The 14,779-nt window shown below is 73.5% G+C and carries 10 protein-coding genes; all 10 read left to right on the top strand.

The features are described from left to right. Positions 1-31: 31 nt before the first annotated feature. The 10 genes from PV682_RS03850 (at position 32) to PV682_RS03895 (ending at position 14,760) form a co-directional block, all read left to right on the top strand. Positions 32-1,003 carry a formylglycine-generating enzyme family protein gene (locus tag PV682_RS03850; RefSeq protein WP_319724199.1) on the top strand — a complete coding sequence of 324 codons (972 nt, stop codon included), beginning with the start codon at positions 32-34 and terminating at the stop codon, positions 1,001-1,003. Further along, complete coding sequence (locus PV682_RS03855; RefSeq protein ID WP_319723969.1) at positions 1,000-2,034, top strand: formylglycine-generating enzyme family protein; 1,035 nt, start codon at positions 1,000-1,002, stop codon at positions 2,032-2,034. Before PV682_RS03850 ends, PV682_RS03855 begins: the two co-directional genes overlap by 4 nt. 12 nt (positions 2,035-2,046) lie before the next feature. Then, positions 2,047-3,180 (top strand): flavodoxin family protein, encoded by a 1,134-nt coding sequence (locus tag PV682_RS03860; protein ID WP_319723973.1) that lies wholly within the window; start codon positions 2,047-2,049, stop codon positions 3,178-3,180. Positions 3,181-3,226: 46 nt separating this feature from the next. Next, the gene (locus tag PV682_RS03865) at positions 3,227-5,119 is read left to right on the top strand and encodes a non-ribosomal peptide synthetase (RefSeq protein ID WP_319723975.1); all 1,893 of its coding nucleotides are present in this window, start codon (positions 3,227-3,229) and stop codon (positions 5,117-5,119) included. Next, the gene (locus tag PV682_RS03870; RefSeq protein ID WP_319723977.1) at positions 5,116-10,656 is read left to right on the top strand and encodes a type I polyketide synthase; all 5,541 of its coding nucleotides are present in this window, start codon (positions 5,116-5,118) and stop codon (positions 10,654-10,656) included. Before PV682_RS03865 ends, PV682_RS03870 begins: the two co-directional genes overlap by 4 nt. Next, a complete protein-coding gene (locus PV682_RS03875) occupies positions 10,653-11,513 on the top strand; it encodes a 3-hydroxyacyl-CoA dehydrogenase family protein (RefSeq protein ID WP_319723979.1) in 861 nt (286 codons plus the stop codon). The genes PV682_RS03870 and PV682_RS03875 overlap by 4 nt, the downstream gene beginning before the upstream one ends. A 1-nt stretch (position 11,514) precedes the next feature. Beyond that, positions 11,515-11,769 carry an acyl carrier protein gene (locus PV682_RS03880; RefSeq protein ID WP_319723981.1) on the top strand — a complete coding sequence of 85 codons (255 nt, stop codon included), beginning with the start codon at positions 11,515-11,517 and terminating at the stop codon, positions 11,767-11,769. Beyond that, entirely contained in the window at positions 11,762-12,889 is a 1,128-nt protein-coding gene (locus tag PV682_RS03885) for an acyl-CoA dehydrogenase family protein (protein ID WP_319723983.1), read from the top strand. Before PV682_RS03880 ends, PV682_RS03885 begins: the two co-directional genes overlap by 8 nt. Then, positions 12,874-13,974, top strand: coding sequence for an HAD-IIIC family phosphatase (locus PV682_RS03890; protein WP_319723985.1), 1,101 nt, complete (start codon positions 12,874-12,876; stop codon positions 13,972-13,974). Before PV682_RS03885 ends, PV682_RS03890 begins: the two co-directional genes overlap by 16 nt. Positions 13,975-14,058: 84 nt before the next feature. Next, entirely contained in the window at positions 14,059-14,760 is a 702-nt protein-coding gene (locus PV682_RS03895) for an alpha/beta fold hydrolase (RefSeq protein WP_319723987.1), read from the top strand. The last annotated feature ends 19 nt before the right edge of the window (positions 14,761-14,779 follow it).

Below are 14,779 nucleotides of genomic sequence, written 5' to 3' on the forward strand. Positions count from 1 at the left end.
GGACCCCAACCGGCTGGACGACCGGGGAGCGATGGGACTGCCCGGCTCGCTCGTGGAGCGCCTCCCGCACGACGTGTTCGCGGGCCACCCGGACCTGTTCGGGAAGTCACCCGGCGACCTCGTCGCCATCTGCTCCGACGCGGACCAGAAGTTCGCCCGCCGCTACGCCGCCGGATCGCTGCTGGCCCTGACGGGCGACCCCCGCATCCGGCCCGACGACCCCGAGACCGTCCCCGTCCCGGCGGCGCGGTGCGCGATCGGCATCCCGCCCGAGCGCGTCGGCGAGGTGGTGCGCCAGTGGGCCGACGTCGGCGTCCTGGACTCCTGGATCCGCAAGGAGGCCCCCCGCCACCACGTCGACATCGAGGCGTTCCGGATCATGCGGTACCCGGTCACCAACCTGGAGTACCGGATGTTCCTCGACGACACCGGACTCGACGCCCTCCCGACCTCCTGGGAGCTCGGCAGCTACCCCGTCCACCGGGCCAACCACCCGGTGTGGACGGTGCGCCCGGAACACGCCGACGCCTACGCGGCCTGGCTCGCCGGCCGCACCGGCCGCGCGTTCCGGCTGCCGACCGAGGCCGAGTGGGAGTACGCGGCCGGCGGCGGCGACATCGAGCGGGAGTTCCCCTGGGGGCCCGACTTCCGCAGCGACCACGCCAACACCGTCGAGGAAGGCCCGCTGACCACCACCCCGGTCGGCATCTACCCGGCGGGCCGCAGCGTGTTCGGCGCCGACGACATGGCCGGGAACGTGGAGGAGTTCGTCGCGGACGACTACACGCCCTACCCCGGCGGCGACGAGGTCGCCGACGACCTCACGACCGGGGGCAGCTACCGGGTCGCGCGCGGCGGCAGCTTCACCCGCTTCGGCGACCTGGCCCGCTGCGCACGGCGCCACGGCTGGTTCGACCGCAGGATCTACGCGATCGGCTTCCGGCTGGTCGAGGAGACCAGCGGCGGGACCGCCGGGGAGCGCGCCGGGAAGGGGGCGTCGTGACGCTCGCGAGCGGCCACACCATGGCCGTCAACCTGGACGTGATCGGCGACCGGCAGGCCATGCGGCTGCCCCCGCAGTTCACCGGACGCTGCGACCCCGACCTGCTCGCCGAGCACGCGACCGGACTGCTCGGGGAGTACCCGGGCGCCCTCGCCCGGATCGCGGAGGACCCCGCGACACCCTTCGAGCGCCGGTACATGGCCGCCACCCTCTGCGGCCTCGTCGGCGACCCGCGGGTCCGGGCCGACGACCCGGCCATGGCGGACATCCCCGCCGCCCGGGTGCGCGTCGGCCTCGACGAGGCGCGCATCCCCGCGATCCTCGACCGCTGGCCCGACGCCGGCCTCAAGGAGACCTACCTCCGCAAGGAGTGCCCGGCCCACGACGTGGAGATCGGCGCGTTCCGCATCATGCGCTACCCGGTCACCAACCTGGAGTACCGGCGCTTCCTGGAGGACACCGGAGCCCGCTGGCTGCCCACCTCCTGGCAGTTCGGCTGCTACCCCGACCAGCTCGGCAACCACCCCGTGTGGACCGTCCCGCCGCAGGCCGCCGACGCCTACGCGGAGTGGCTCTCCGACCGCACCGGCCGCCCCTTCCGGCTGCCGACCGAGGCCGAGTGGGAGTACGCGGCGACCGGTGGCGACAGCCGCGAGTACCCGTGGGGCGACACCTTCGACGAGCACGCCGCGAACACCTCCGAGGCGGGCCCCCTGACCGCCACCCCCGTGGGCATCTACCCGGCGGGCGCCTCCCCCTTCGGCGTCCTCGACCTGGCCGGGAACGTCGAGGAGTACACCGCGGACGACTACGGCCCCTACCCGGGCGGTGAGTTCATCGCCGACGACCTCGTCCCCTACCCGGGCGGCACCCGCTCCGGCGACGCGCGGCTGCGCTCCTTCAGCACGTACCGGATCGTCCGCGGCGGCAGCTTCACCCGGGGCGGCGACCTGGCCCGCTGCCGGCGCCGGCACGGCCTGTACGACCGGTCCCACTACGCCGTCGGGTTCCGGCTCGCGGAATCTCCCTAGGGCGGACGGGACATGCACAGGACGCCCCGGGTCGCGGTCATCCACTACAGCAGGAACGGCACCGTCCACGCGCTCGCGCGGGCGGCAGCCGCCGGAGCGGAGGCGGACGGCGCACACGTACGCCTCCTGAGGGTGGAGGGAGAAGAAGGCGGCGCGACCCACGAGGACCTGCGCTGGGCGGACGGAGTCGTGTTCGCGACCCCGACCTACTTCGGGAACATCGCCTCCCCCCTCAAACGGTTCATCGAGGCGGCCTCCCCCCTGTGGCGCGAAGGCGTCCTCGCCGACCGGGTGGTCACCGGGCTCACCAGCTCCAACAGCCCGCACGGCGGACGCGAGACGACACTGCTCGCCCTCTACCAGAGCATGTACCACTGGGGCGCGCTGATCCTGCCGGCCGGACCAGCGGAAGGGGCGTTCACGGCGGTGGGCGGCAACCCGTACGGCGTCGCCGCGCCCGCCGACCCGGACGGCCTGGTCGACGCCGCGCACCAGCGGGCGGCGCGCGCCCTCGGGGGCCGGCTCAGCCGGACCTGCGCCCGCATGACCGGACCGGCGTGCCCGCAGAACAGCAGGGTCGCCGTCGTCTGCGACCCCGCCGAACCCGGCACCCGCGCGCTGGCCGCCGCCATCGCGGAGGGCGCCGGGAAGGCGGGCGCCGAGGTACGGCTGCTCGACGTCGGCGACGCCGCGCCCGCCGACGTGGAGTGGGCCGACGCCCTCGCCCTCGGCGGGCCCGCGTTCCTCGGCGGCGTCTCCCCGCCCCTGCTGCGCTTCCTCGCCGACTGCGAGCCGCTGCGCACCTCGGGGCGGCTCGACGGCAAAGCGGCGACCGGGTTCGTCACCGCCCACCGTCCGCACAGCGGCAGCGAATCCGCGCTGCTCGCCCTCTACAACGCCATGCACCACTGGGGAGCGGTCATCGTGCCACCCGGCTACACGGACCCGTCGATCACCATCGCGGGCGGCAACCCGTACGGGATCTGCCACACGACGGCCCACGGCCCCCTGCCCGGCCCCGAGACCCTGACCGCGGCGGCCTTCCAGGGCGACCGGCTGGCCCGCATCACCACACAGCTACGGGGCCCCAGGCACCCGGACCCCGTGGCCCGGCGCCCACCCGCGCGGCCACGGGCCGTCCGCTGACCCCCCAAGGCCCGTCCGGTACCCCGCTCGCGGGAGAGGAACAGTGATGACATCTGCGACGGCACACGAGCCCGGCACCACCACGATCCGCCACCTCGGCCGGCTCCTGCGCGAGCAGGACGAACGCCGCCCCGAGGCCCCGGCGATACTCTCCCCCGGCCTGCCCGCCCTGACCTACCGCGCGCTGCGCCGCCAGGCCGACCGCACCGCCCGGGCCCTGTCCGAGGCGGGCATCGCCCGCACCGACCGCGTCGCCATCGCGCTGCCGGGCGGCCCCGCCGCGGCGAGCGCCCTCGTCGGCGTGGCCTGCGCGGCCACCGCCGCCCCCCTCGACCCCGCGGGCCGGGCCCGGGAGTTCGACGCCCTGTTCACCGACATGGACGTGACGGCGGTCCTCGTCCAGCGCGGCACCGACACCCACGCGGCGGCCGTCGCGCGGGCCCAGGGCCGCCTCGTCGTCGAACTGATGCCGGTGCCCGGGGGAGCGGCCGGCGAGTTCGGCCTCGTCCCCGACACCGCCTCCCGCGCGGCGGCCGGGGACACGGACGGCGACCCCGCCGACACCGCGTTCCTCATGCACACCTCCGGCACCACCGGACGCCCCAAACTCGTCCCGCAGAGCCACGACCTCGTCTGCGCCTCCGCCCGCAACATCGCCGCCAGCCTCCACCTCGACGAGCACGACCGCTGCCTCAACGTCCTGCCGCTCTTCCACGGCCACGGACTCATGAGCCCCCTGCTCGCCACCCTGTGGGCCGGCGCGAGCGTCGTCTGCCCGCCCGCCTTCGACGCCGACGCCTTCCCCGGCTGGCTCAGCACCTACGAACCGACCTGGTACACAGCCGTACCGGCCATCCACCAGGCCGTCGCGGGCGTCCTCACCGGCGGACCCACCACCCTGCGGTTCGTGCGCTCGGCGTCCGCCCCGCTCCCGCCCCGCCTGCGCGAGTCGCTGGAGGAGGCCACCGGAGCCGTCGTCATCGACTCCTACGGCATGACCGAGGCCTGCTCGATCATCACCAGCAACCCGCTGCCGCCCCGCGAACGCCGGGCCGGGTCCGTCGGCGTCTCCATCGGCAACGAACTCGCCGTACGGGGCGAGGGCGGCAAGTTCCTCGCCCCCGGCGAGGAGGGCGAGATCGTGCTGCGCGGCGAGACCGTCATCAGCCGCTACGACGACAACCCCGAGGCCGACGCGAAAGCCTTCACCGACGGCTGGTTCGGGACCGGCGACAGCGGCTACCTCGACGAGGACGGCTACCTGTTCCTCACCGGCCGCCTCAAGGAGATCATCAACCGCGGCGGCACCAAGGTCTCGCCCGTCGAGGTCGACGAGGCCCTGCTCGCCCACCCCGGCATCGCCGAGGCCGCCGCCTTCCCCCTCCCGCACGCCACCCTGGGCGAGGAGGTCGCGGCGGCCGTCGTCCTCACGCCCGGGGCGCACCCCACCGACGAGGAACTGCACGACTTCCTCGCCGCCCGCCTCGCGGAGCCGAAGATCCCCCGGCGGCTCTTCCGCGTCGCCGAGATCCCCCGCACGTCGACCGGCAAGATCCAGCGCTCCGGACTCGCCGCCCAGCTGGAGAAGCCCGACGCGGCCCGCCGGGCGGCGCCAGGCACCGCCCTGGAGAGCGCCGTCGCCGGCATCTGGGGCGAACTGCTCGGCCTCGACCAGGTCGGCACCCGCGACCACTTCTTCGACCTGGGCGGCAACTCCCTGCTCATCCGGCAGGTCCAGGCCAGGATCCGGGAGACCACCGGCCGGGACGTGCCCGTCGTGGAACTGTTCGCCCACCCCACCGTCGCGGCGCTCGCCGCGTACCTCGCCACCGCCGACGGGACGGACGAACCGGACGAGGGCCGGGGACGCGCGGAAGGAAACCGACGGCTGGCGCAGCAGCGCGGCCGGCGCCGACAGCGGACGGAAGACGAGATATGACAACGGGCCTGGAGATAGCCGTCGTCGGGATGGCCTGCCGCTATCCCGGAGCCGCGAACCCGCGGGAGTTCTGGACGAACCTGCGCGACGGCGTCGATTGCATCACCCGCTTCGACGAGGACGAACTCCGCGCGGCGGGCGTCCCCCCGCACCTGCTGCGCGACCCCGACTACGTACGGGCGAGAGGAGTCGTCGAGGGCCACGACCTCTTCGACGCGGAGTTCTTCACCATCCCACCGCGCGAGGCCGAGCTGATGGACCCGCAGCACCGGCTCTTCCTCGAATGCGCCTGGGAGGCCCTGGAGGACAGCGGATACGCCGGCCCCCGCCGCCCCACCGCCACCGGCGTCTACGCGGGCGCCTACGAGAACACCTACCGCCGCCACGTCCTCGCCGACCCCGCGACCACCGAGTCCGCGGGCTGGCTGCTGACCCACCTCAGCGGCGAGCGGGACTACCTGGCCACCCGGACCGCCTACAAGCTGGACCTGCGCGGCCCCGCGCTGACCGTCCAGACCGCCTGCTCGACCTCCCTGGTCGCCGTCCACCTCGCCGGACAGGCGCTGCTGAGCGGGGACTGCGACCTCGCGCTCGCCGGCGGCAGCACGGTCCGGGCCCGGCAGACCGAGGGCTACCTGTTCGAACCCGAGGGCATCCTCTCGCCCGACGGCCACACCCGCGCCTTCGACGCCGCCGCCCAGGGCACCGTCTCCTCCAGCGGCGTCGGGGTCGTCGTCCTCAAGCGCCTCGACGACGCGCTGCGCGACCGGGACACCGTGTACGCCGTGATCAGGGGCACCGCCGTCAACAACGACGGGGCCGCCAAGGTCGGGTTCAGCGCCCCCAGCGTCACCGGACAGGCCCGCGCGATCCGCGCCGCCCACCTGATGGCCGAGGTCGACCCCGCCGCGATCGGCTACGTCGAGGCCCACGGCAGCGGCACCTCGCTGGGCGACCCGATCGAGATCGAGGGGCTCACCCGGGCGTTCCGCGCTGCCCCGGGTTCGCGCCCCGTCGGCTCCGTCAAGACGAACATCGGGCACACCCACGCCGCCTCCGGCGTCGCCGGCCTCATCAAGACGACCCTGGCCCTGCGCCACCAGCAGATCCCGCCGAGCCTCGATTACCGGCAGCCCAACCCGGACATCGACTTCGCGCGCTCCCCCTTCCACGTCGTCACCGAACTCACCGAGTGGAAGACGGACGGCGGCCCCCGGCTCGCCGGGGTCAGCTCCTTCGGCACCGGCGGCACCAACGCCCACGCCGTCCTGGAGGAGGCCCCCGCCCGCCCCGAGGCGCCCTCCCGCAGGCCCTGGCGGCTGCTGCCGCTGTCCGCCCACACGCGGACCGCCCTGGAGACGGCCACCGACCGCCTCGCCGCACACCTGCGCGACCCCGGCGCCCAGTCGCCGGCCGACATCGCCTACACCCTCCAGGTCGGGCGGGCGCGCTTCGCCCACCGCCAGGTCCTGGTCTGCGCGGACTCCGAGATCGCGGACACCGCCGACGCCGCCGAGGCCCTGGAGAGCCGGGCACCGCGCCGGCTCCTGCGGCAGACGGCCGGCCCGGCCGGGGAGCGGCCCGTCGCGTTCATGTTCTCCGGCCTCGGCGACCAGTACCCGGGCATGGGGCGGGAGCTGTACGCGTCGGAGCCGGTCTTCCGCGCCGAGATCGACCGGTGCGCGGAACTCTTCCGCCCGCACCTCGGCATCGACCTGCGCACCCTTCTGTACCCCGACCCCGCGCCCGGAGCCGCCCCCGCGACCGGCGGCATGGACCTGCGCGCCATGCTCGGCCGGGGCGCGGCCCCCGCCGCCGAACTCGACCGCACCCTGTACGCCCAGCCCGCCACCTTCATGGTGGAGTGGGCGCTGGCCCGGCTGTGGACGGACTGGGGCATCCGCCCGCAGGCCATGCTCGGCTACAGCATCGGCGAGTACGTCGCGGCCTGCGTCGCCGGCGTCCTGAGCCTTGAGGACGCCTGCCTCCTGGTCGCCGCCCGCGCCCGCCTGATCGAGGAGATGCCGGGCGGCGCGATGCTCGCCGTGGCCCTGCCCGAGCACGAGGCGGCCCCCCTCGACGACCGGCTCTCCGTGGCCGCCGTCAACGGCCCCGCCCTGACCGTGCTCGCCGGGGACACGGACGCGGTCGCCGCACTGGAGGAGCGCCTCACCCGCGACGGCGTCGCCGCCCGCCGCCTCCAGACCACGCACGCCTTCCACTCGCACATGATGGAACCGGGCCGCGCCCCGCTCACGGACCTGACCCGCACCGTGACCCTGAATCCGCCCACGATCCCCTACCTGTCCAACGTCACCGGCACCTGGATCACCGACGAGCAGGCCACCGACCCCGCCTACTGGGCGCGCCACATGTGCGAGACCGTCCGCTTCGCCGGCGCCGTCGAGGAACTGTGGCGCACCCCCGGCCGCGTCCTCCTGGAGGTCGGACCCGGGCAGGCGTACAGCAGCCTCGCCCTGCAACTGCTGCCCGAGGCCCCCGAGAACACAGCCGGCGACCGCATGTCCCTGTCCTCGCTGCCCGCCGCCCACGACAGCACCCCCGCCGCCCGGTTCCTGCTCACCTCGCTGGGCCGCCTCTGGCTGGCCGGCGTGGAGCCCGACTGGGACCGCGTCAACGCGGGCGAGACACCGGGCCGCGTCCCCCTGCCCACGTACCCCTTCGAACGCCGCCGGTACTGGGTCGACGACACCACCGCCCCGCGCCCGGCACCGACGACGGCCCCGGCCAAGGCCCCGTCGATGGCCAGGAAGGAGGACCTCGCCGGCTGGTTCTCCGTACCCTCCTGGGCCTCCACCGCGCCCCTCGACCCCGTGCACGACGAGGAACTCGCGGCGGAACCCCACAGCTGGCTGCTGTTCCTCGACGACCACGGCACCGGACAGCGGCTCGCCGGCCGGCTGGCCCGGGCCGGGCACGAGGTCGTCACGGTGGTCCGGGGTGAGCGCTTCCAGCGGCTCGGCGAGGGGCGGTTCGCGCTGGCGCCCGGCCGCCGGGAGGACTACGACGCGCTGCTGGGCGCGCTCGCCGCCCCGCCGCGGACGGTCGTCCACCTGTGGACCGTGACCGGCGACGACCCGGTGGCCTTCCGTGAACTCCAGGAGCGCGGCTTCGACAGCCTGCTGTTCCTCGTCCAGGCCCGGGGCGCCCGGGGCGACGACGGCCCCCTGCACCTGGCCGTCGTCTCGGACGGCCTGCGCCAGGTCACCGACGGCGAGGCGGTCACCCCCGCCAAGGCGACGGTCACCGGACCCGTCACCGTGGCCCCGCAGGAACACCCCGGCCTCACCGCGCAGAGCATCGACATCGCGCGCCACGCCCCGGACGCGGACCGCCTCCTCACCGAACTCGTACGGCGGCCCGACGACCCCGTCGTCGCCCACCGGGGCCGGGGCCGCTGGACACCGCGCTGGGAACCCGTACGGCTGGAAGAGCCCGCGCGGCCCCCCGCCCGCATCCGGGAGCGGGGCGTCTACCTGATCACCGGCGGGCTCGGCGGCATCGGCCTGACCCTCGCCGAGCACCTCGCGCGCACCGCACGGGCCCGCCTGGTCCTGGTCGGGCGCTCGCCCCTGCCCGCACGGGAGGAGTGGGCGCAGCTGCTCGCCGGGAGCGACGAGACCGCCGCGCGCGTCCGCAAGGTCGTGGCCCTGGAGGAACTCGGCGCCGAGGTGCTGCTCCTGGCGGCTGAGGTCACCGACGAGGAGCGGATGCGGGCCGCCGTCACCGAGGCCACCGCCCGGTTCGGCGCCCTCCACGGCGTGATCCACGCCGCCGGGGTCCCCGGGGGCGGCGTCATGCAGCTCAAGACCCCGCAGGCGGCCGGCGCGGTACTGGCGCCCAAGGTGCGCGGAGCCCTCGTCCTGGACGCGGTCCTCGGCGCGACACCGCTCGACTTCCTGCTGCTGTGCTCCTCCACAATCGCCTTCAGCGGGGGCCTCGGCCAGGTCGACTACTGCGCCGCGAACGCCTTCCTCGACGCCTACGCCCAGCACCGCTCCGCCGCGGGCGGCCCGTACACCGTGTCGGTGAACTGGGACGCCTGGCAGGAGGTCGGCATGGCGGCCAGGGTCGTCGGCCGCACCCCGGACCCGCGCCCCCTCGCCAACCCCCTCCTGCACACCTGCCTCGTGGACACGCCCGGCCTCGCGATCTACGCGGCACGGTTCAGCACCCCCCGGGACTGGCTCGTCGACGAGCACCGCATGCTCGGCATCTCTGTGATCCCCGGCACCGCCTACCTGGAGATGGTGCGCGCGGCCGTCGCCGACCGGGGTCTGAGCGGCGCGGTCCGCTTCGAGGACGTCCTGTTCCTGGCGCCGGTCGTCCTCGGCGAGGGCCGGGAGCGCGAGGTCCGCGTGGTCCTCGACAAGGCGGCCGACGGCTACCGGTTCTCGGTCGTCAGCGCGGACGGCGAGCACTGGAGCGAGCACGTCACCGGCCGTGTCCTGCCCCTGCCGGACCAGGACCCCGCGTACCCCGCCGCCACGGCCCAAGAGCTGGTGGAGCGGCACGGCCTGCGCGACGCGGGCGAGGTGAGCCACGACGGGCCGATGACCTTCGGGCCGCGCTCGCAGTGCGTGGAGGCCGTCTGGACCGGCGAGGGCGTGGCCCTGGCCCGGCTGGCGGTCCCGGAACGCTACGGCGAGGAGGTCGCCGCGCTCGGCCTGCACCCCTTCCTCCTGGACATCGCCACCGGGTTCGCCAGCCTCTACCTCGAACGCGACTACCTGATGCCGCTGCGCTACCGGGCCATCGACGTCCTCGGCCCGCTCCCCGCGCGCATCCACAGCCTCCTCACCTACCGGGGCGACCCCGCCCGCACCTCGCGCGAGACCCTCTCCTTCGACGTGACCCTCTTCGACGAGGACGGCCGGATCCTGCTGCGGGCCGAGGAGTTCGTCATGAAGACGGCCCGCGCCCTCGACACGAAACTGCCCGCCCTGCGCGACGGCCGCTCCGACGAGGTCGGCGCCTACGCCTACCCGGAGCTCCGCGGGGACGACGAGAACGCCTTCCTCGCCCACCTGGAGACCGGCATCAGGCCCGCCGAGGGCGCCTCGGCCTTCGAACGCCTGCTGGCCCGCGAACTGTCGCCCCAGGTGGCCGTCGCGACCAAGGACCTCGCGGCGATCGTCGGACACGTCGGCGCCCTCGGCACCGATACCGACGAGCCGGACGAGGCACGCACCCCCGCCGCGGCCCACCCCAGGCCCGCGCTCGCCACCGCGTACGTCGCCCCCCGCGACCCGCTGGAGCAGGCGCTCGCCGAGCTGTGGCAGGACCAGATCGGCGTCGCCGAGGTCGGCGTGCACGACAACTTCTACGAACTCGGGGGCCATTCACTGCTCGGCATCAAACTCCTGGCGCGGCTGCGGGACACCCTGCACGTCCAGGTCGCCTTGCAGTCCCTCTTCGACAACCTCACCGTCGCCGAACTCGCCGCGGTCGTCGCGGCGCAGCTTCCGGACAGGGCGGCACAGCAGCAGGACCGACACAACGGGAGGCAGGCGTGAGCCGGGTCGGTGTGGTGGGCGCGGGTGTCATGGGCGGCGGAGTCGCCCAGAACCTGGCGACCGCCGGGCACGAAGTGGTTCTGATCGACGTCAGCAAGGAGGTACTGGACCGCTCCGCCGAGCGGATCCGCAACGACCTGCGCTTCAGCAGGCTGCTCGGCACGGCGGCCGGGACGGTCGTGGACGCCGCCCGCGCACAGGAGGCGATCACCTTCACCACCGACTACGAGGCCCTCGGCGACGCCGACTTCGTGGTCGAGAACGTCACCGAGCGCTGGGACGTCAAGGCGCGGGTGTATCCGGTGCTCGACGAGGTGTGCCCGCAGCACACGGTGTTCGCCGCCAACACCTCCGCCATCCCCATCACCCGCATCGGCTCGCTGACCCGGCGCCCCGCGCAGGTCCTGGGCATCCACTTCATGAACCCGGTGCCGCAGAAACCCGTCGTCGAGCTGATCCCCGGCCACCACACCTCGAAGGAGTCGGTCGGCACCGCCCAGCAGCTCCTGGCGAGCATGGGCAAGACGGGGATCGTGGTGAACGACTCACCGGGCTTCGTGTCGAACCGGGTCCTGATGCTCACCATCAACGAGGCCGCGTTCCTCGTGCACGAGAACGTGGCCACGCCGGAGGACGTCGACAAGGTCTTCACCTCCTGCTTCGGCCACCCCATGGGCCCGCTGGCGACGGCGGACCTGATCGGGATCGACACGATCCTCTACAGCATCGAAGTCCTCCACGAGAGCTTCGGTGACAGCAAGTACCGACCGTGCCCCTTGCTCAAGAAGATGACCGACGCCGGACTCCACGGCCGTAAGTCCGGGCAGGGGTTCTTCTCCTACGCCTTGGAGGTCTGACATGACGGCAGCGGTGGGACCGGAGATAGCGAAGTTCCTGGCCGGCAGTTTCCCCAACCTGGAGATCGGCGACGACGACGACCTCTTCGCGGGAGGCATCGCCAACTCGCTGTTCACCATCCAGCTCATCATGTTCGTCGAGAAGCGCTTCGGGGTGCAGATCCCCAACGAGGACCTCGAACTGGACAACTTCCGGACCGTCACGGCCATGACCAAACTGGTCGAGCGGCTGACCCAGGCGCGCTCGGATGTCTGACCGCCCCCACGGCAGGGAGGAGTTCCGGGCCGCCGTCGACGCCGAGATAGCGCCCCGCGCGGCCGGGTTCGACCGGGACCAGGCCATACCCGGCGACGTCCTGGCCCGCATGGGCGAACTCGGCTGGTGGGGGGCGATCCTGCCCGCCGAGGTGGGCGGCTCGGGCCTGGACATGGTGACCCTGGGGGAACTGCACGAGGAGGTCGGCCGGGGCTGCTCCTCGGTCCGCAGCCTCCTCACCGTCCACTCCATGGTGGCGTACGCGGTCTCCCGCTGGGGCAGCGACGAACAGCGCACCCGCTGGCTGCCCCGCCTCGCGCGCGGCGAGACCATCGGCGCGTTCTGCCTGACCGAACGGGAGGCCGGCAGCGACGTCGCGAACATCGCGGCCACCGCCGTACGCCAGGACGACGGCGGCTTCGTCCTCGACGGCGCCAAACGCTGGACGACCGGCGGGCAGATCGCGCACCTCCTGCTCGTGTTCGCCCGCACCGGACGCGGCATCTCGGCCTTCCTCGTCGAACGCGACACCCCCGGCGTCGAGGTCCGGCCCGTCCACGGCATGCTCGGCACCCGGGGCAGCATGCTCGCCGAGATCGACTTCCGGGACTGCCGGCTCGGCCCCGAAGCCCTCCTGGGCCCCGACGGCTTCGCGCTCGCCACCGTCGTCACCGGCGTCCTCGACATCGGCCGCTACAGCGTCGCCTGCGGCAGCGTCGGCATCGTCCAGGCCTGCCTGGAGGCCGGGGCCCGGTTCACCGCCGAACGCGGCGGACGCACCCAGCCGCTCGCCGAGCACCAGCTGATCCGGCAGATGCTGACGCAGATGGTCACCGACGTCAGCGCGGCCCGGCTGCTGTGCCGGCAGGCCGGGGAGCTCAAGGACCGGCAGGACCCGCAGACCATCATGGCCACCTGGATCGCCAAGTACTTCGCCTCGACCGCCGCCGCCCGCGCCGCGAGCGACGCCGTACAGATCCACGGGGCCGCCGGCTGCGCCCCGGACCATCCCGCGCAGCGCTACTACCGCGACGCCAAGGTCATGGAAATCATCGAGGGCAGCACCCAGATCCAGCAGATCAAGATCGCTGAGGAGGCGTACAGGTGGACAGCCAGGTAAGCGCACCGGCCGTCCCCGGAGGACGGCGCGACACCCCCCGGGACAAGCCGCGCCGGGGCCGGATCAAGTGCGTGGTGTGGGACTTGGACGAGACGCTCTGGGACGGCGTCCTGCTGGAGGACGGCGACGTCGCCGTGCGGCCGGCGGTCGTGGAGCTGATCAGGGAACTCGACGCGCGCGGCATCCTCCAGTCGGTGGCGAGCAAGAACGACCACGGCGCGGCGCTGGAGCGGCTGGAGGCCTTCGGGCTCGCCGAGTACTTCCTCCATCCCCGGATCGGCTGGGGGCCCAAGTCCGACTCCGTCGCCGACATCGCCGCGGCCCTCAACATCGGCGTCGACTCCCTCGCGTTCGTCGACGACCAGGAGTTCGAACTGGAGGAGGTCGCCTTCCGCCACCCGCAGGTGCTGTGCGTCGCGGCGGCCGAGATAGCGGAGGCGGTCACCGGCTGGGAGGAGTTCCGGCCCCGGTTCATCACCGACGAGTCCCGCAACCGCCGCTCGATGTACCGCAGCGCCATCGAACGCGACCAGGCGGAGGAGGAGGCGAAGACCACCGGCGAGGACTTCCTCGCCACCCTCGGCATGGTCTTCACCATCAGCGACGCCGCCGAGGAGGACCTGCGGCGGGCCGAGGAACTCACCGTACGCACCAACCAGTTGAACTCCACCGGCAAGACCTACTCCTACGACGAACTCAAGGAGCTGTGCGCGTCCCCCGACCACCGCCTGCTCGTCGCCGACCTGGAGGACCGCTTCGGGCAGTACGGGAAGATCGGCCTCGCCCTGGTCGAGACGAGCGGACCGGTCTGGAAGCTGAAGCTGCTGCTGATGTCCTGCCGGGTGATGTCGCGCGGCGTCGGCGCGGTCCTCCTCAACCACGTCATGACCCTCGCCCGCGACCACGGCGCGGCGCTCCAGGCGGAGTTCGTCGAGACCGGACGCAACCGCATGATGTTCGTGACCTACCGGTTCGCGGGCTTCAGGGAGGTCGGGAAGAACGGGGACGCGCTGCTGCTGGAAGCGGACCTGAGCCGGGTCCAGCCGGCCCCCGACCACCTGGTGGTCACACCGCCGGGGGCCTGACGGCCGGCCGCCTGTCGACGTCCCAGCCCCATCCCCTGCTCCATCCCCTGCTTTGTTCCACGGGAAGAACGGATCGAGAACCAGATGGCAACCTTCGTCCTGGTCCACGGCGCCTGGAGCGGTGCCCACGACTTCCGCAAGGTCCGTGGCCCGCTGCGCGCCGCGGGCCACGAGGTCTTCACCCCCAGCCTGACCGGCGTCGGCGAACGGGTCCACCTCGCCAGCCCCCAGACCGGCCTGACCACGCACGTCGCCGACGTGGTCAACTGCGTCCGCTACGAGGACCTCGACGAGATCGTCCTCCTCGGCTTCTCCTACGGCGGCTGCGTCATCACCGGCGCCCTCGAATACATCGCCGACCGCGTGAGCCACCTCGTCTACCTCGACGCCTTCGTGCCCGACGACGGCGAGGCCGCCGGCCTGCCCGGCGGGGCGAGCGCCCCGCGCATCACGGAACTCGGCGGCTCCTGGCTGCTCCCGGCGCCCGTCCGCGAGTTCGACGACCCCGAGACCGGCGCCTGGATCACCGCACGGCGCACCCCGCAGCCCCTCGGCACGTTCACCGAACCGGTACGGCTGACGCGCCCGCTGGAGGACTATCCGTTCACCCGGACCTTCATCAAGGCCACCGGGGAGCCCCGCCCCGAGCCCCCGGGCCCCTTCTGGACCGCCGCCGACCGGGTCTCGAAGTCCCCGGCCTGGCGCTACCGCGAGATCGCCACCAACCACATGATCCCCAGCAACAGGCCCGAGGAGCTGGCGGAACTGCTGCTCGAACTCGTCTGAGACCGGCTGAGGAGACCAA

It is taken from the genome of Streptomyces niveiscabiei, assembly GCF_033794345.1.
Classification (GTDB): domain Bacteria; phylum Actinomycetota; class Actinomycetes; order Streptomycetales; family Streptomycetaceae; genus Streptomyces; species Streptomyces niveiscabiei.

Excerpts from the sequence above, each read along its gene's own strand:
- PV682_RS03850 (WP_319724199.1), top strand. The coding sequence starts at position 32 with ATGGGACTGCCCGGCTCGCTCGTGGAGCGCCTCCCGCACGACGTGTTC.
- PV682_RS03865 (WP_319723975.1), top strand. The coding sequence starts at position 3,227 with ATGACATCTGCGACGGCACACGAGCCCGGCACCACCACGATCCGCCAC.
- PV682_RS03870 (WP_319723977.1), top strand. The coding sequence starts at position 5,116 with ATGACAACGGGCCTGGAGATAGCCGTCGTCGGGATGGCCTGCCGCTAT.
- PV682_RS03860 (WP_319723973.1), top strand. The coding sequence starts at position 2,047 with ATGCACAGGACGCCCCGGGTCGCGGTCATCCACTACAGCAGGAACGGC.
- PV682_RS03885 (WP_319723983.1), top strand. The coding sequence starts at position 11,762 with ATGTCTGACCGCCCCCACGGCAGGGAGGAGTTCCGGGCCGCCGTCGAC.
- PV682_RS03895 (WP_319723987.1), top strand. The coding sequence starts at position 14,059 with ATGGCAACCTTCGTCCTGGTCCACGGCGCCTGGAGCGGTGCCCACGAC.
- PV682_RS03880 (WP_319723981.1), top strand. The coding sequence starts at position 11,515 with ATGACGGCAGCGGTGGGACCGGAGATAGCGAAGTTCCTGGCCGGCAGT.